Here is a 17,047-nt window from a genome sequence, read left to right as displayed (position 1 = left end):
TATTGACATTAAGTCCTAATAAGCGTCCTTTCTACCAACAAGGTCAAAGAGCTATGAGACTTATTCTGTCTGCATTCTAGCCCTTTTTGTAGCCCCTTAAGATACTCCCGTCTGTCATTTGGTGAGCCAATTTATTAATAGCCATGCTTCCATTTGTGCCACTAAGTTATTTCAGTACCTTGTTGGTGATGTGAATTACTACAAAATTATTGTTGATACTCACGCCAAAACCCTGACTATTCAGCAGTTTGCACAAATCCAAATCCCTACTAATGTGATAGCAACGGTCAACAGACAGTATGTAAATTTGATTTTTAATAATGGATGGGAAATTTCTATGCGCTTACATACCGCATCCAGCCAAATTAAAAACTCTCCTAGTTTGAAATTTGATACTAAAGCACTAAAAAATCCGCTTCCTGCTACGATAATTCCTTATGCTTAAAAGTCCATTACGTTATCCCGGCGGTAAACAAAAGGCAATTCCTCAAATTGCTCACTACCTACCTCCTAAATTTAAGGAGTTCCGCGAACCTTTTGTTGGCGGAGGTTCTGTATTTTTTCATGTTTCACAGCAGCATCCTAGTATGCCTTGCTGGGTTAATGATCTCAACCCAGAACTGTATTACTTCTGGTTCATGGTCAAAACTAATCTACCAGAGCTAGTTGAGTCTGTCTGGAAAGTAAAAAAACAGACAACAGATGGACGTGCCTTGTTTAAATCTCTCGCTGCCGCAGATACAAGTACCATGAGTCCACTATATCGTGCGGTGCGGTTCTTTGTTCTTAACCGGATTACCTTTTCGGGAACGATTGAGAGTGGCGGTTATAGTAGTGCTTCTTTCAAAAGTCGGTTTACAGACTCTTCGATTGAGCGGTTAGCAGCCTTGGATGGTTGTTTTATTAATACCCGTGTGACTAACTTAGATTACAGCACCCTACTTACTGAACCAGGGGATGATGTATTTATCTTTCTAGATCCACCTTATCTCAGCAAGACTCAATCTAAGCTTTATGGTAAGAAAGGTGATCTGCATACCTGTTTTGACCATTCTCGCTTTGCCAAGCTGATGGCGGAATGTTCACATAAATGGTTGATCACTTACGATAATTGTGAACAAGTGCGGCGTAACTTTGCCTTTGCCTACATTTATGAATGGGAGTTGCAATACGGGATGAACAACTACAAACAGGGGAAGGCAGACAAAGGCAAGGAGCTGTTCATCACTAACTATCCTGTTGAATCATACATTTTGCCTACAATTATGGAAGTTGTATAAAAAGTTTAGAACTAGCGGTGATTTAAGTTAGTGGTATATAAAATGCCAGATGGAACAGAAGTAAATCTTCCCAGTGGAAACTATGAAAAAGCTTTGGAAGATATAGAATATTTTGTCAATAAGATAAAGTAATTTTTCTGAATATTCAGTTTTCTTACAAACGGACAAAAGGCTACTTTTTGTCTGAAATCAGATTACTTCCTGGCTTGAGCATCCAAGTAGCCTTTAAATCGCTATGGAGCGATCGCAAGTGAAGGCGGAATTGAATTAATATGCCCTTTGAGAGAGGACAGAACCTGCCAACTCTTTGTCAATGTCAGTAGAGAAGTGACTGGCAAGAACCTTACTAGCAAGACTTGCCATTTCTGCGCTAGTTCTGCGTTGACCATAACCTCTAGGGTCTGAAGGTGCTGCCTGAGACAAAACAGATGCAGCAAGCTGCTTTGATGTAGCACTAGAACGTGGATCGTTAAGGATAACAGAAGCTAAAGAAGCCATTTCTGCGCTAGTACGCCGATTTTGGGGCATATAGATTATTTAGTAAATTTGTACCAGTCCAAGATAACAGACTGTATTCAATGCGGCAAGCTAAGGGTGCGATCGCGAATATTTAAGAGATAGGACTTACGCAGCACGCTTCAGAAGCATAAGGAGTGCATCAAGGTTTTTTTTTGAAGAGCCAGAAGCCTTTATATATAAGTTATCCAGCCCCCCTCATGGATATTTTCATAAATTTTTGCATAGGTTTGCATAGGTAAAGCTAGACAATGCTATAGTAAAAAACAAGAATTGAGGAAAAACCAATTTCAGAGTATGTAAGCCCAAAAGAGGCAGCACGACGGCTGGGAGTGAGCGTTGACTCCTTGAGACGATGGGAAGCTGCGGGCAAAATTAAGGCAATCCGAACCCCATCTGGGCAGAGAAGATTTGACATTAACTCCTACGTGCCAGGCGATAAACCTGATACAAAACCAAAGGCAAGCTCAAAAAATGTCAAGACAACAGATGAACCAACCCTGCGTCAGATAGCTAAGGGAATAGTTCAGTATGCACAACAAATGCAAAAGCTAAAACTTTTCCCTTACCCAGCAGTTCTGCAACTAGGAGTAGAAAAATTACAAGCTAATTGTGTAATGCAAAGTAAAACCCAACCTCAAGGGGTTCCAGATTTCCTCAGTAACTGGGCGGAACATCCTATTAGAGATTGGACTATTGAAATTAACTGTCCAGAAGAGTGGAAAGATGTTCAATTTGTTGAAGACCAAAAGCCTAGTGGTTTTTGTATTGAGTTAGATGGTTCATATATTAGCGAAGCCGAGCGGATTCAAAAAGAGGTGATGGAAGAAGTTTTTAGAAAATCTGCACAAAACCCAAACTTATATATAGAGTTTCGCCGTTTACTTGTTAGCAACCCTGTAATCACAAAGGGCGAGCGAGATGTAAAAGCAGTTCTGCAACTCAAGCCATTACAAAAAGTCTTAGAAGATAGCTATGAAGAAGCTCCTGCTTCTTACAAAAAACAGGGAAAGTTTTATTGCTGCGGTCACTGTGGCGGGTTAATGCATCGGACTGTGGACAATCAATTAAAGTGTGAAAACAAACACTGTGCTAAACAAAAAAAAGCTCCAGTTCCTTTTGAATGTGATAAAGATGACCAAGTTTTATGGCTGAAAAAAGGGCTGCGATATTTTATTCATCGACCAGGGTGTGCAGAACTAAGAATAGAAAAACGTATGAAGGAGTTAGGATTAGAAGTAACTCTCTATCCAGATTTTGATAAATACGACCTGCATATTGTCTTTCCTGATAAAACAGTCTGGGCAGTTGACGTAAAGTTTTGGGAATCTGCATATAACTTAGCTAAAAAGGTTAACGAGCCTATACCTAGACTTCCCCATCAGCCATACCACGAAGCATTTTTTGTATTTGCTGATGAAATTAGAGAGTATGGAGACGAGTATATTCAAGAGTTTATAAATCACTGTCCAGTTAAATTAAAAAAGTCTCAGGCAATGTTTGAAGGGACTTTTATAAAAGCAGTTGAGAAAAAATTAAAAATTTGTCAATTATGAGAAATACAAAAGAATGGCGGACTCGACTAATCAAAGAAGGATTAGACGAGAATTTATGTGATGTAGAGTTAGGACTGTATTTATTAAGTTCTTTAGTTCCTAATGCTCCCGCAAGTAGTCTATGGGTATTGCTGACTGGTTATCCTTTCTCTATTCCAGAATCCAAAAGCTGGAGTCAGTTGCAACATAAAATGTATGCCTCTGGGCGTTATCTATTAACAGAGTATAGAAGACCTTATGTATGGTCAGAAGCACTGAATAATTATCGTAATTTGGCCGCAGACCAGAGGGGCTATGAAGTATCTGAATCTTTAAAAGAGTTTAAAATCAATAGCAATATAACAATTGCCAATTTTAGATTTGACGTATATGCCAAAACATTAAAAAATCCTATCCCATTATATAAAAGACGCGAAATAAAATGGGCAGAAGCTGACCAGACATATAAGTGTGAAGTAAATGGAATCATAGAAACAATTACAATCCCTTCTGCTCTTGTAAAGTCTCCGCCAAACGGACACAATTTAAGTGGTAAATCCCTACGAGAGCCACTTTGTATAACTTGGAGAGAGCTAGAAGATACCGCAGCATGGATGGATAGACAATGTAGTAAGCGGGGGCTAAAATCCCACTGGAAAACATGGATAAAGAATGTCAAATTACAGGTTTTTAATGATAATGATTGTTTAGTCCAAGTTGAATCTCTAACCATCAACAAGATGATGCATCTAGTAGGGATGGTATCATCAGGCAAATCCAACTTAATGAAAGTTCTGGCAGTTTGGGCAGCAAGAAAAGGATTACACATCACGTTAATCGTAGGAGATATCCTTCAAATTTTTGAATTGGCTAAGACTTTTGCTGATGTAGGAGTAACCGATGTTGCCCCAATTTTAGGAAATTCAAACAGAAAGAGTCATATTAATCGATTACATCAAGCTGTTTATAATAACCATCCTGAAGAACCATTCAATCAAGAACATCCTGGTTTTCAATGGATAAGTAATACTTGCTTGCTGAGCGGTTTGGTTAACCCAGAAATGTCAAAACCGTTTGAAATAGGCAAACAACCTTGTCTCTCTCTACAACTTATTAAAAAATCAGAATCAACGGATATAGAAAATAATGAGGCAGATGAGAAACAGTCAGAGTCACTAAAAGCGAAAATGGCTTGTCCTGCTTACAGCGTATGCTCTTTCCATCAAAAAGAACGAGATTTAGTAAAAGGTTCCATCTGGATTGCTACACCGGGAAGTCTAATTTATAGTAGGGTGCCACAGCAGATCAACCAAGAAAGCTTACTTTATGCTGAGTTGGTTTGGAGGCGTAGTGACTTAGTAATTGTGGATGAAGTAGACCAATATCAAGCTTATCTAGATAAGGCATTTAGCCCAGAGCAAACATTACGCCGACCAACAAGAGATGCTTGGTTAGATGAAGTTTTGCAAAAGGTTGAAGCTGAATTGGTACGTCAAAATTCTCAACCACTTAGCAAAAAAATCGTCAGCGATTGGTGGGATGCTTCTCAACAAGCTAAACGAGTCACAGACCAAATTTATTGGATGTTAGGAGGGGACTATCCTGAATTATCTCAATGGCAAAATAGTAAAAAATATTTTACAGATTGGTTGCTATTGCGAGAAGTTGCTATTGATTTAGCCGGAACAGAAAATGCCGATAATTTAATGAAGGATATATTTGAACCTTATATAAATAATCTAGACAATGACAAGGATTTACTTTTTACCCTCACTCATAAAGCCAGTGGTAAGAAAAATTCTCTTATTGAATGGGTCAAGAAACAAGCCACTATTCCTTTAGAACCACAGAAGATTCAAGAAATTGCCGTTAAGTTAGAGTTTGCATTATTAGTCTGCGTTCTACAAAACAAACTTTACTTTATGATGCGTCACTGGAGGCAAGTACAAGATACCCTCAAACTAGAAGCAGAAGATTCAATGTGGTTTCAAGCACCACCCGCAGACTACAACGCAATAATTCCCGCGATGCCAATGGGAAATCAGTTGGCATTCCAGTATCACAAATCTTATAAAGAACAGTTAGGAAGTCTGCGGTTTTTTCGTTGTACGGGTGTTGGTCGTTGGTCACTTCTACATTTCAATGATTTGTTCGCCAGTGACAACATAGCAAGTCCGCATATATTGCTGATGTCAGGAACAAGTTGGGCGGGTAAATCTCCGGCATACCACGTTGATGTACCAGTAACCGGAGTCCTGTCACCAAATACTAATAAGGGATTTTCAATCTCCTCTGAGTTTTTACCGTTATACGATGAGCAAAATCGACCAATCTTTGTATCAGGAACAGGGGATAAAAAACAGAAGAACTTGGAGAAAATTGTCACGAAGTTAGTAGAGGAAGAATATTTAGAACAGAAACTAATAGACCTTAAAGGACGAAAAATATTGTTGGTAGTTAATAGCTATGAACAAGTAAAAATAGTCCACGAACATTTAGTTCGTCTAGGGTGGGGAAATCGAGTTATAGCTTTAACAAGAGATGATAATAAATCTGAATGGCTAGATGATGATTCAGAGAATGAAAGTCATAACACATTGCAAAGAGGACGAGTATCTGAGTTTGCCAATAAACCTGACAAGGTAATTCTAATAGCCCCGCTAAAAGCGATAGAGCGTGGTCACAATATTGTTGATGAGAAAGGAATGGCAGTAATTGGGGCAGCTTACTTCCTGGTTTTACCCCACCCAAGCCCTGATGACCTCAGTTATGCGATTCACTCCATAAACCGTTGGGCAATTGAAAATTACAAAACATTTGAGTCAGAAAATCTGGAAGACTTAGGTAATAATTTTCGAGACACAGCTTATCGTCAATGGTTGCGGTTGCTACACCTACCAGTAAGGCTAAGAACTCTTGATGAAAAAAACTTACCTGCTATGCATTGGGATATTGCTGTTTCACTTTGGCAGGTAGTAGGTCGGCTTATTCGCGGCAGTAGTAATGCAGAACTCTTTTGGTGCGATGCCAAGTTTGGGCTTAATGTTGCACAGATGAATGAACAAGAGGATACCCCTTCAACAAGTATCCTTATTGGCATCCGAGATTTGCTACAACCTTATTTTGAGGAGGATGATTTTCAGATTACCCAACGGGATAGGCAGATAGTTCAAGCTCTTTATCGCCCATTTTATGAAGCGATCGCCAAAACTAAAAATCTTTTCTGATGTTCTTCCGTAAACATTTCACAAATTTACAAATAATTTGATTTATGTCATCACCTAAATACAACAAAATCCGCCTGTGTGCTTTCCGCCTCAAACACAACTTACCCGCTAAAAATTTTTATGCACTGAAGTTTCCAGAAACAGTTAAAGACTCATTAAAAAATCTTGTAGCCGAGAGAGATAGCCGCCCTAAAGATAAAGTTGGTATTCCCATCACATCACTCAATGAAGCTCTACGGGCAAGTATCCCTGGTTTAATTTACATTGGTAAAATTTGGGAGAAAAATTGGTTATATAGTCCAGTTGAAATTCCAATAGATAAATTATCAGTAATTTTCTCTCATTGGCTAGATACTGAGTTTCCAGATGAACACCCAAACAAGCGCAAGAAAGGGATAACCTTTGACCAACGACAAGCTGTAATGCAGCAACTGTCGAACCCTAACAATTTCAAGTGGGAAATGGTGACTCTAGAAACGGAATTATGGAAAAAATATGCTAATGGAACCGCCAATATTACTGAAAATGCAGATGGATTTATCCTATTGCCTGATATTCTAGCAACACAACTGAGTGACCCAAACTTAAAGTTCAAATTAAGTGATGAAACAATTCAGTTCTATCGCTGTGCGCCAATAGAAGGAGCAGGAGCAGAGTTGATATCTTGGCCTCCGCTATCGTACACAGAAAACAAACATACTTACTATTACTCAATAGTTCTGACTTTGAAAGTACAAACGGTTCCATTCCAGCCATATCCTCAACTGCAATGTGATATGAGTATCCGGCGGTGGTGCAGTAGAAATGATACTGGTTTGCTACCAGGAGGGCAAGCTAGTTCTGTGTATATTCGTACCAAGCTTCAATGGAAGGGATTAAATCCTTACGGTTATACCGAATACTTTCAAGTCGCTCCACTGGTATGGAAAGGAGAGCCTAAGTGGAATAATAACTTAGCTGGGTTATTAGATCAATTCAACCCGCTTCCATATACCCCAGAGCAAATTTTAGCTAATCCCACACAAGCACTTAATTTCTCAAATATTCCTAACATTTGTGTTACCTACAAAGATGGGATAATTCCAGGTCATAAAGTAGGTAAAGGATTGCCACCAACCAACCGTCGTCAATTAGCTGAACAAATAGCATTGTTGTTAAAAGATGATTGGGAACTAATAGAAGATGAGCGGTTTAATTATCAAATAAATACTAAGCAATCTGCTCAAATATTTGATTTACCCAAGCCTGATGGTACATCTTGGACTATGGGTATCCCAAAAAGAAAAAAAGCGGAATCAGAGGAGCAATTTAAAGATAGGTACGATAAATTTTTAAAAAAACAAGAATTAGAGAGAGATAAACTTAAAAGTAAATATAACGTTTCCGAGGAGCAATTTAAAGCTAGGTACGAAAAGCTTTTAATAAAACAGGAATCAGAGAGAAATACTTTTCATAAAAAAGAAGATGAAACAGATGAAGAATTTAAAATTAGATACGATAATTTATTAGAAGAATTTACAGAAAAACTCCGCTCAGAGAGTAAAAGACTTTGTGAAGCCATACGTAACTGTATTGGCAAAGAGCTAACCATCGAAATTTGGTATATTAATGAGTCAACACGGGATGCACTTATAAAAGCGATATGGTATTGCCTGGGGTTGAAGACAGCGACAACGGGTATTCATAATTTCCCAGATATAGATTTGACTGTAACTATACGCACGCAAGAAATAGGTAAATTAGCAGAACGTTTAGCTTTATCTACAGATAAAACAAAAAAACCAAATTCCAAACAACGAGAAGAAGCTATTAAGAGTAGAAAAGCTGAAGTAGCAAAAACTGTTAATCAAATGCAACCTGTCACAGGGAAAGTAGGGGTATTAGTTGAACTTTATGGCGAAAACCATTGGAAACCTGAATGGACAGACCCCCTAGCAGCTATTCGCTTAGGCTTTGTTCAAGATAAAATTGACAGGGTATCTAAGTTTCTTGTCCCTGAACATGAGGAATTAAAAAAGGAATATGAAAAGACAGCAAAAGATAAAGGAAGAGAGTTAAACAGGCACGAACAGAATGAAATTAATAGATTACAAGAAGAGCTACCACAGAAAGCCATAACATCTTTTTTAGACCTACTCCGGTCGCTGGGAGTACAGATAGCTCCACCTCGTATAGTTATTCCATCAGCAATTCTTCCTGAACCTCTTACTTATGTAGGTTTATGGTTGGTTAATCGCACTTCTAAAACCAGCGCGCATGGGAAACAACAACTCATCCCAGTTATGGTGAAAATGCGTTCTGACTCTCAAACAATTGAAGCTACTTTTAACGGTCTATCTGATTGGATACCCTACGATGAAGCTTTAAGAAAGATAAACTCAAAAGGAACATCTATTACAGGAGATAACAACGAGTTAAAAAAGGAGATAAAAGGATTTATCAAACGAATGCTGCAAACCAAAGAGTTAAGGGGTAAAGATACATTACTACTCTGTGATGCTCAAAATATCCGAAGGTATTGGACATGGCTACAAGATACACAAATATCTCAAGATGGGATAGTTTTTGGCACTGAATCTCCTCAAATGATGTCAAAACTTCGCGTAGTTCGGGTACGCCAAGATGGAGAAACTCCAGAATGGTATGCTCTGCATGATCAAGAGAAACAGAAGGTGAAGTTGTTTGATAATTTGCTGGAACTTGAACAAATAAGTGTAGCGACAGAGGGACTATTTAATACGAACAGCAATGAACGTATATTTCTTAGTATTGGGCAAAAGTCTAATACAATGCCAAAGGAAAAACGAGATTTCAGTAAATTGGATAAACCTCAACTCCACTGGTCAAACCCTGCAATACTTGAGTTAGTAGTGGCTTGCATACAACCAAAAGATGAACCTTGGCATTGGGCAGTATTGACGCATGAATTGCGTCGGATGGCATTGCAATACAAAGACACCTTAGCTCGTCCAATTGTTCTTCACCTAGCAGCGCAGATGGGAGATTATGTTTTGATGGTGGATGAAGATTCTTCAGAAGACGAATAAATGTCATCTCATAGCTTGATCAAAGCAAAAACATGGGCTTGAGTAAGCCCAAAACAAGGGTAGCTGTCGCCAGAGCCAGCTGCTCAAAATTGATATCACTCACTGATAGCAATGATTTATCAACCAGGGGTATAGAAGCAAGTACAGACGATTTTGATAGCAGTATTGCTATCAACTATTGTCATCCCTACCTCTGCTCAACACACCCTGGAACACCCTAACCCCAAAAGATGGATGATGGTGTTCGTTACTGTCACCTCTCTGCTCTTTGACCGTCAGATCACGTACTTCCTCGTCAATCCTTACACTTTTATCGAAGAAAATTTCTCCCTATCACCCTCTTCAATTGTCAATTATCTGACAAATACTTTTCAAACTCCTCCCTCACCTGTGTCAGGACATAGTGCGACAATCACACTTTTCACACTACTTATAAGAAAAATCACTCCTGTTCAACTAAGATAGAGCAAGAGTATTCAACTTCCCAAATCTCTGCTGCGCTATGACACCCATTCACCCGGAGAATCTGAGTGTTTTAGAAAAATCCTTGGCCTTAGCGATCGGGGAAGATTTCTCGCTAGAGAATGACCCCGACGTGATTCAGCAGCTGATCGGGGATAAGCGATCGCCCAACACGAAACGCGAATACCAAAAAGACCTGAAAGATTTCTTCAATTTCGTTGCCAAGAAAGAACCCAGCCGGGATTTAGTGTTAGAGTTTCTGCACCTGGAACAGCGTCACGCCGTTGCTGTGGTTCTCAAGTACAAGGCACATCTCATCAAGAAAAAACTGGCTGAAGCTACGGTGAATCGTCGGCTCAGTGCTATCAAGTCGATGGTTGCAATGGGGCGGCGGCTGGGTGTGTGCAATTTCTCTTTAGATGATGTCAAAGGTGAAAGGGTTGAAACCTACCGCGACACTACAGGTATTGCTGCTACTGACTATGCCCAAGTTATCGCACTGGTTGACCAAAACACCTTGAAGGGCAAGCGTGACTATGCGATTCTACGGTTACTTTGGGATAATGGCTTGCGCCGCAATGAGATTGTCAATTTAAATGTGCATGACTTTAACCCGAAGGAGAAAACGCTCTCTATTCTAGGTAAAGGCAAGGGTAGCCAAAAGGAAGTGCTTGATTTATCGGATAAAACCGCAACGGCGATCGCCAGTTGGATTAAAGCGAGTAAGAAAAAACGTGGGTCAGACCCGCTTTTTACGGTGCTGGCTTATCACAAGAATGGAGCGAGATTAACCGGGGAGGCAATTAGGCGATTGGTGGATGGGTTATGTAAGCAAGCCGGAATTACTAAGAAGATGTCACCCCATCGTGTCCGCCACAGTGCGATTACTACTGTATTGGATCTCAATAATGGCAACTACCGCGCTACGCAGCGATTCAGCAGACACGCCCAAGTGCAGACGGTATTGAAATATGATGATAACCGCCAGCGTTTGCAAAAGCAGATGAGTGACTCGATATCAGAATTGATTTAAGATGCTATTTTGCTTAACTATTCACTCTTAAATGGCCTTTCTAATGCAAATAAAAAATCCGCTAAATCTGCTCCTGTTTCTGGTTCCCAGAAATCTTCGCTATAAGTATCTTCTGGTGCAAATACATCAACAATAGGTACATCAAAAATTAGAGGATCTTTTACAGTAATACCCCAAGCACTATAGCCTTCATAACCGCAGTCACTTTGATACTGCCCAATTGAAACAAGAAAATTAATCTACTCTTTAAGCTGAACCAGCTTTTGAAATTGTGATCGTCATCAAACCGCACGCCGCCCAATCCCTACACAATAACTCTGCCTGTTGCAGCACAGGAAGCGTCGCCTTCTCCTGCTTTTCTGGCGGATAGCCATATTTCCGCAGCAGGCGCTTGATTAACCGGGTGCAGGTTAGCTTTGACACTTTTTTCACAGTCCAGTCAATGGTGGCGTTGCTGGCGATTTATGAGGCATTGGATTCACCTTTAGAAATTCGTTTGGCAATTCTACTACCAACTCCTCTAAGACCTTGCTTATACTCTTCTTTTATTTTGTATATTTGTTTTCCTAGACTTTCTCCATCAATGTCATCATTAAAAACTAATTTTATGGGGTCATGCAAGTAAGGTTTTATTTGATTGACAAAATCTTTGGGAATTGGAATTTTTAGGTCTGCTTTGATTTGATCTAATATATCTGCTTCTACAATTTTTATTTGCTCACCAGCTAAAGTCCCCATTCTAGTTTTAGTTAAAATCTGACTAACGTTATCTAAAACACTGACTTCAACAACATACCCATTTACCAAAATCCTGCACTGGACTACACCATATCTTCTTACATATTCTTTGTGTGGTGCTTCCCAAAGGTTAGCATAAGCTTTTCTAGTCCCAAATACATAACCTAATATACCACTAGATATTTCTATATCTTGTTCGGCGAACTCTCTTAGTTTTTCCCAATCAAGTACAAGATGAATAATTTGTAGTCCTGCTAGTTTATTTTTTAACCACCAGTCAGGTGTGATGGCATTTTTATTTATCTGTCTGGGTGGCTCTATACCTAAAACTACTAAAAAATCTGGTAATTTGAGTATTGTTTCTCTTAACAGATTTTCAGCAGGTAAAACCCTTTTTTTCTTGACTGGACTGCTATTAAGATGCGGTCTGTACTGTGCTATTAATTTTTTCTCTTCTTCATCTAGGTTGATGAAGCTTAACTTCTTGTAATATATATAAAACTTTTTTCTACTCTGTGATGATAATTGGTAAAGTCTATGGTGCGCTTTACCATTCCATCTTTTTTTAAGATTTTTTGCTTTTCCTATGTACCATACTATATTGTTTTCATCTAATACATAGTAAATGCCTGAATATTCTGGTAACAAATGTTTATTTTTTAAATCAACCTTCTCTAAATTTAAAATTGACTCGTCAGCATTCATATATAGTGCCAATTATTATTTAATATTTACTTCTGATTTTTTAAACTTGTAGATAGGAGAATATACTTAGTGTAAACTGCAACCAAAAAAACGTCATCTGTAACTTTAATAGTTGGCATTTTTGTAACAAAGTTAGATTTTTCAATTTAAGGAGAAACGTCATATAGGCCGCGCGTTTCGTTTCCTCCCTTGCCTTAATATAACAATATTGATATATTTAGAGGGTATGCTGTGCCTGAAACCCGTGTTGTTTTCTACCAGGAAGAAGAAGGAGAAGTTCCTGTCCTTAAATGGCTGACGCGACTTTTGAAAGAAGACCGCAAAGGTTATGCAAACTGTGTTGCTCGAATCAAACAACTTGCGGCTTCAGGTTACGAACTCCGTCGCCCGGCGGCTGATTACTTGCGCGACGGGATATATGAGCTTAGAGCAAAGCATATTCATGTGCAATATCGCATTCTGTACTTCTTTCATGGGCAAAATGTGGCAATTCTCGCACACGCCATTACAAAGGAAGAAGCAGCTGTACCACCAATTGATATTGAACGGGCGATAGCACGAAAGCTTTTATTTGAAGAAAACCCAGAAGTTCACACCTACGTAGAGGAACAAGAGGATGGCGAAGACTAGCGATGCAATAAAAATCATTGACCAAATGACTAGCAGCGACCCTGAGCTTGAAGCAATGGTAGCAGAAGCTTCAATCAATGCAGAAGTAGCACAGTTGATTTATGAAGCTAGAACAAAAGCCGGGTTAACACAGAAACAACTGGCTGAACTGATTGGCACAAAACAGCCTGTAATTGCACGGCTAGAAGATGCTGATTACGAGGGACACTCTCTGTCAATGCTTCAAAAAATCGCTCAGGCTCTTAATCAGCGAGTAGTGATTCATTTGACTCCACTGGAACATGAACAGAGCGCATAGTAAGACGTTATTCCCAAATTGGCAAGATGGTCAAGTGGTTAAATTAACCGCCGAACAAATTCCTCCTCTCAAGTCAGATGATTAAACTATTTTCTCTTATTCCAGAACAAATCAAAGATAAACTACCACTGACGTCAGATAAAAAACAACTACTTCAACAACAAACCATCAGTCAAAATACCCCAGGAAAAATTCTGCGGGATTTTCAAACTATTTTAGAATTTCTCCAACCCGAAGGCGTTGAAGTTAGTAGCACTCATCATCAATTCTCCCTTAAATATCTTCAGCAACTTAACTCTCAATTGAGTTATTCCATAGATATTAATCTCAAACGTCCTGTACAAAAATCCTATCCTTATATTCACGGTCTTTATTTCCTCCTCCGCACCTCTGGACTGTCTCAAGTTATTACCGAAGGTAAAAAGACCAAATTGGTTTTAGACCAAAATCTTCTGTCAATGTGGCAAGGATTAAACCCCACAGAACAATATTTCACCCTGTTAGAATCTTGGTTAGTTTGGGGAGAAAGTGAACTATTAGGCGACCAAAGAGATATGTTTGACCAAGCATATCGCTGTTTATTGTTTTGGCAAAATCTCTCAGAATCAGGATTAAATTTCTCTAATTATTCAGAACAAGATAAATTAGTTTATTATCCTGGTTTCCATAATCTCGCTCTTTTACATTTATTTGGATTAATTGAACTGACATCAGTCAAACCACAAGCCGCTAAAGGCTGGCGTTTTACTCATGTAAAACCCTTGCATTGGGGGAATGCCATCATGGCTGTATTAACAGAAAGTCGCTCAAATATAAAAGTAGAAGATTATGCCGAAATTAGAGAAGATTTTCGCATTGCTTTTGACAATTTAAAACCTGATTTCCAACCTTATTTCCCTGAATGGTCACAAACTTTAGTGATTGCCAAAGGCGGTTTTACAGAGGGTATTTATATATTTAAAGCCACTTTGCAAGATTCTTGGCGGCGGATTGCTATTCCTAGTGACTTGAATTTAGATGAAGTCGCTGCCACAATTGTGCAAGCATTTGATTTTGACCCGGAACACCTCTACAGATTTATTTACAAAGACCGTTTAGGAAGAACTAGGGAATTTAATCATCCTTTTGTCGAAATTCCCCCTAATACCTGCGATTTTCGCTTAGGTGATTTCTCCCTAGAGGTAGGTAGTCATTTACAATTTATCTTTGATTTACTCCAAGAATGGGAATTTGATTTATATCTAGAGAAAATTGACACTGACAATAGTCAGATAAAACAACCACAAGTTCTAGAATCTCATGGTCAACCTCCAGAGCAAGAAGAACGAGAATGGCAAGTATATTTTATAGAACCTGATAAAGATTAAAATTTATTGTTCTAAAAATACATCTTTGCTTAATTTATAGCGTTTGCAAAAGTAGATGAGTGGCTCGATATCAGAACTTATTTAGGCAAGACCTAAAGATTTAAATATTATCAATTTGAATTTTTTGAGGATTTTTGAGAATGAAATGACTGTCTTCTTTTACTAAATCGCCTGTGCAACGAATTGGTAAACGTTCCTGATAAGCTTTAATAGCTAAGATATAATCATGGTCAGCTAGTTCGGTTTTTATTTCTTGTAATTTTTCAAAAATTGACCCAAGTAAAGTAATTTCTCCACTCAATTTATCAAGAGAAGGAGTAGCAATTTGCATGACTACACCAAGAACCGTGAAGTTGGGATAATTGGTAATAAATTCACTTAATATATCAACTTGGTCACGATTTTCTACTGCCGATAATGTTTTTAATATATCGCTGATTCTTTCGGCATAATCTCCTAAATTATGTTGGAGAGGTAGCAAGATTTCATATTCAGGAGTGGCATCTTTTTTCAGTCGCCAAATTGCCCCAGCATCATTATATATACGCCCTGTTTCATGCCAACCTGTTGCTTGCAAGTGTGCCTGGATAACATCAGGGTTAACAGTTTTGAGTATTTCACTATCTTTGATAGTAACTTTCATGGCAAATCTCCAAAACTAATGCGTTGAATAATGGATTGGAGTGATAGGGGTGTCAACTGATTACTACGGGGTATTTCAATAGTAACATTGGTTAGATTTTCGGTGTCTGGCATTCCGCGCAATGATACCCAGTAACCACAATGTCTTAGACACAGTTCATCTTCGGTTTGTTTTATCCAGTCTGTTATCTTTTCAGGAACTAAAACGAGTACTAAGATCCGAGGGACAAGGGCATTGATTTTTAAATCATTATAATTTTTGAGATTGAGGGGATATTTAATATAATTTTCCTCAATAATATCTCTAGCTGTACATTTTAGTTGTAGTTCTAGTCTAGGAGAAAGGATTTTACCTGTGCCACCTCTGCTAACTATGCCTAAATCTACGCTGTCGTTATCAACTTCTGGTCTATATAAAGAATAACCTGCAACGGCGGCGATGGCTCTAACATAGGTAATGCTAAATTGTTCTTTTTGTTGATTGATGTCCATTAAATTATCATCAGGGAATGTTTCATAGAAAAAAACAGCACATACTATTGATAAATTTACCTAAATTAGCCGTAATTATTCCTAGTTACGATTAATTAGAGCAAACTGCACCCAGCAGCGCCGGGGTGGGTGGAAGAAATATTGATGGGTGGTGACGCGACAATCCAGCCTCCCATTACCCCGTCAGGTGATGCCTGCGGCGGGCTGCGCCATCACACACAGTCAAGCGTCGAGAATGTAACAACCTCTACGCCCGATCTGTCTCGCCTCTCCAAGCTGTGATTGCATGATTGCACTGCGTTCCGCGCAATTGCCGTTCGCGGAGCGTTCCGCTCTAAAGGCGGGTCTTTGATCATCGCTCCCAGTTCTGGGGGAAAAGCCATCACAAAGCGGTAAACTGTCTACACCGGATGTGTATAACCAAGTGTAGAAATGGCGAAAGTTGAACGGGAATCAATCAACTTCAAACTACCCAAGCCCTTAGTCGAAGCGCTCAGAGCCGCAGCCAAAGAGCGCAACACCACTGCCACAGATTTAGTGATTCAGGGTCTACGTTACGTCCTGGGTGAAGTAGATGGTATGGAAACTGATGTAGAAACCCGTCTTTCCCAACTAGAAACAGAATTAGACCGTCTTGCTAATGGTGTAGAATCCCGTGTAGATAATAAATTAGGGCAGCATTCCCAACGGTTGAGCAGCCTAGAACAAAGGCTAGAAACTTTGGCAACTAGGCTAACCCAATTAGAAGGGCAGCGCTACAAAAGTGCAAGAAGGCAGGCTTACCCGTACAATAGCCAAGTTCCCCAATCAATAGAACTTCAACCATTCCTAGCAGAGAATTTAGCTAAAAGATTGGGAGTTGATACGGCTACCCTGGCGCGTGAGCAAAAAAGTAAAAGTCAATCTGAATTTGAGAGTTGGAGCCGCAATCGAGATCCAAGTAGTACAGCGTGGCGCTATCAAGATGATGGACTTTACCATCCCATCAAGTAAACTCCAATCGAAAGCAAATCAGTGGGTTAACTGCGATCGCCCTCTTCATCCAAGAGAACTGTGCGGTGGACAAATACATACT

15 protein-coding genes are annotated in these 17,047 nt (G+C 39.2%); 10 read left to right on the top strand and 5 right to left on the bottom strand.

The window, feature by feature from the left end:
* Positions 1-121: 121 nt before the first annotated feature.
* Together H6G76_RS37855 and H6G76_RS26315 are read left to right on the top strand one after the other, a co-directional pair.
* On the top strand, positions 122-445 hold the full coding sequence (locus H6G76_RS37855; protein WP_190707694.1) for a HaeIII family restriction endonuclease: 324 nt from the start codon (positions 122-124) through the stop codon (positions 443-445).
* Complete coding sequence (locus H6G76_RS26315) at positions 438-1,280, top strand: DNA adenine methylase (protein ID WP_190707691.1); 843 nt, start codon at positions 438-440, stop codon at positions 1,278-1,280. Before H6G76_RS37855 ends, H6G76_RS26315 begins: the two co-directional genes overlap by 8 nt.
* A gap of 267 nt (positions 1,281-1,547) precedes the next feature.
* Here the strand turns inward: H6G76_RS26315 and H6G76_RS26310 are convergent, their stop codons facing one another.
* On the bottom strand, positions 1,548-1,808 hold the full coding sequence (locus tag H6G76_RS26310; protein ID WP_179052095.1) for a hypothetical protein: 261 nt from the start codon (positions 1,806-1,808) through the stop codon (positions 1,548-1,550).
* Positions 1,809-2,068: 260 nt separating this feature from the next.
* Here H6G76_RS26310 and H6G76_RS38135 point away from each other — a divergent pair, with 260 nt between their 5' ends.
* From H6G76_RS38135 to H6G76_RS26290, 4 genes are all read left to right on the top strand, one after another.
* A complete protein-coding gene (locus H6G76_RS38135; RefSeq protein WP_313934835.1) occupies positions 2,069-3,352 on the top strand; it encodes a MerR family DNA-binding transcriptional regulator in 1,284 nt (427 codons plus the stop codon).
* Positions 3,349-6,558 (top strand): hypothetical protein, encoded by a 3,210-nt coding sequence (locus H6G76_RS26300; RefSeq protein WP_190707688.1) that lies wholly within the window; start codon positions 3,349-3,351, stop codon positions 6,556-6,558. The genes H6G76_RS38135 and H6G76_RS26300 overlap by 4 nt, the downstream gene beginning before the upstream one ends.
* A 44-nt stretch (positions 6,559-6,602) precedes the next feature.
* Complete coding sequence (locus H6G76_RS26295; protein ID WP_190707685.1) at positions 6,603-9,605, top strand: pPIWI_RE module domain-containing protein; 3,003 nt, start codon at positions 6,603-6,605, stop codon at positions 9,603-9,605.
* Positions 9,606-10,107: 502 nt separating this feature from the next.
* Positions 10,108-11,100 carry a tyrosine-type recombinase/integrase gene (locus H6G76_RS26290; RefSeq protein WP_190707683.1) on the top strand — a complete coding sequence of 331 codons (993 nt, stop codon included), beginning with the start codon at positions 10,108-10,110 and terminating at the stop codon, positions 11,098-11,100.
* 246 nt (positions 11,101-11,346) lie between these two features.
* Here H6G76_RS26290 and H6G76_RS26285 read toward each other — a convergent pair whose 3' ends face one another.
* Both H6G76_RS26285 and H6G76_RS26280 read right to left on the bottom strand, forming a co-directional pair.
* Positions 11,347-11,562 carry a type I restriction enzyme endonuclease domain-containing protein gene (locus tag H6G76_RS26285; protein ID WP_190707700.1) on the bottom strand — a complete coding sequence of 72 codons (216 nt, stop codon included), beginning with the start codon at positions 11,560-11,562 and terminating at the stop codon, positions 11,347-11,349.
* Positions 11,563-12,543, bottom strand: a complete 981-nt coding sequence (locus tag H6G76_RS26280; protein ID WP_190707680.1) for a GIY-YIG nuclease family protein — start codon at positions 12,541-12,543, stop codon at positions 11,563-11,565.
* Between the two features lie 231 nt (positions 12,544-12,774).
* Here H6G76_RS26280 and H6G76_RS26275 point away from each other — a divergent pair, with 231 nt between their 5' ends.
* The 3 genes from H6G76_RS26275 (at position 12,775) to H6G76_RS26265 (ending at position 14,838) form a co-directional block, all read left to right on the top strand.
* A complete protein-coding gene (locus H6G76_RS26275) occupies positions 12,775-13,173 on the top strand; it encodes a type II toxin-antitoxin system RelE/ParE family toxin (protein WP_190707678.1) in 399 nt (132 codons plus the stop codon).
* The gene (locus H6G76_RS26270; protein ID WP_190707675.1) at positions 13,160-13,471 is read left to right on the top strand and encodes a helix-turn-helix domain-containing protein; all 312 of its coding nucleotides are present in this window, start codon (positions 13,160-13,162) and stop codon (positions 13,469-13,471) included. Before H6G76_RS26275 ends, H6G76_RS26270 begins: the two co-directional genes overlap by 14 nt.
* A 77-nt stretch (positions 13,472-13,548) precedes the next feature.
* Complete coding sequence (locus tag H6G76_RS26265) at positions 13,549-14,838, top strand: IS1096 element passenger TnpR family protein (RefSeq protein WP_190707672.1); 1,290 nt, start codon at positions 13,549-13,551, stop codon at positions 14,836-14,838.
* A 100-nt stretch (positions 14,839-14,938) separates the two neighbouring features.
* Here H6G76_RS26265 and H6G76_RS26260 read toward each other — a convergent pair whose 3' ends face one another.
* Positions 14,939-15,481 (bottom strand): hypothetical protein, encoded by a 543-nt coding sequence (locus H6G76_RS26260; RefSeq protein ID WP_190707670.1) that lies wholly within the window; start codon positions 15,479-15,481, stop codon positions 14,939-14,941.
* Positions 15,478-15,972 (bottom strand): DUF4365 domain-containing protein, encoded by a 495-nt coding sequence (locus H6G76_RS26255; protein ID WP_190707666.1) that lies wholly within the window; start codon positions 15,970-15,972, stop codon positions 15,478-15,480. The genes H6G76_RS26260 and H6G76_RS26255 overlap by 4 nt, the downstream gene beginning before the upstream one ends.
* 432 nt (positions 15,973-16,404) lie before the next feature.
* Between H6G76_RS26255 and H6G76_RS26250 the strand changes: the two genes are divergently transcribed.
* Positions 16,405-16,965 (top strand): hypothetical protein, encoded by a 561-nt coding sequence (locus H6G76_RS26250; RefSeq protein WP_190707663.1) that lies wholly within the window; start codon positions 16,405-16,407, stop codon positions 16,963-16,965.
* The last annotated feature ends 82 nt before the right edge of the window (positions 16,966-17,047 follow it).

The sequence above is a fragment of the Nostoc sp. FACHB-152 genome, assembly GCF_014697475.1.
GTDB lineage: Bacteria > Cyanobacteriota > Cyanobacteriia > Cyanobacteriales > Nostocaceae > Nostoc_B.
This window is presented reverse-complemented; position numbering and strand designations above follow the sequence as displayed.

What these genes read in the sequence shown, in the direction of transcription:
- H6G76_RS26315 (WP_190707691.1), top strand. Translation starts at nt 438, where the DNA reads ATGCTTAAAAGTCCATTACGTTATCCCGGCGGTAAACAAAAGGCAATT.
- H6G76_RS26310 (WP_179052095.1), bottom strand. Translation starts at nt 1,808, where the DNA reads ATGCCCCAAAATCGGCGTACTAGCGCAGAAATGGCTTCTTTAGCTTCT.
- H6G76_RS26300 (WP_190707688.1), top strand. Translation starts at nt 3,349, where the DNA reads ATGAGAAATACAAAAGAATGGCGGACTCGACTAATCAAAGAAGGATTA.
- H6G76_RS26295 (WP_190707685.1), top strand. Translation starts at nt 6,603, where the DNA reads ATGTCATCACCTAAATACAACAAAATCCGCCTGTGTGCTTTCCGCCTC.
- H6G76_RS26290 (WP_190707683.1), top strand. Translation starts at nt 10,108, where the DNA reads ATGACACCCATTCACCCGGAGAATCTGAGTGTTTTAGAAAAATCCTTG.
- H6G76_RS26280 (WP_190707680.1), bottom strand. Translation starts at nt 12,543, where the DNA reads ATGAATGCTGACGAGTCAATTTTAAATTTAGAGAAGGTTGATTTAAAA.
- H6G76_RS26270 (WP_190707675.1), top strand. Translation starts at nt 13,160, where the DNA reads ATGGCGAAGACTAGCGATGCAATAAAAATCATTGACCAAATGACTAGC.
- H6G76_RS26265 (WP_190707672.1), top strand. Translation starts at nt 13,549, where the DNA reads ATGATTAAACTATTTTCTCTTATTCCAGAACAAATCAAAGATAAACTA.
- H6G76_RS26260 (WP_190707670.1), bottom strand. Translation starts at nt 15,481, where the DNA reads ATGAAAGTTACTATCAAAGATAGTGAAATACTCAAAACTGTTAACCCT.
- H6G76_RS26255 (WP_190707666.1), bottom strand. Translation starts at nt 15,972, where the DNA reads ATGGACATCAATCAACAAAAAGAACAATTTAGCATTACCTATGTTAGA.
- H6G76_RS26250 (WP_190707663.1), top strand. Translation starts at nt 16,405, where the DNA reads ATGGCGAAAGTTGAACGGGAATCAATCAACTTCAAACTACCCAAGCCC.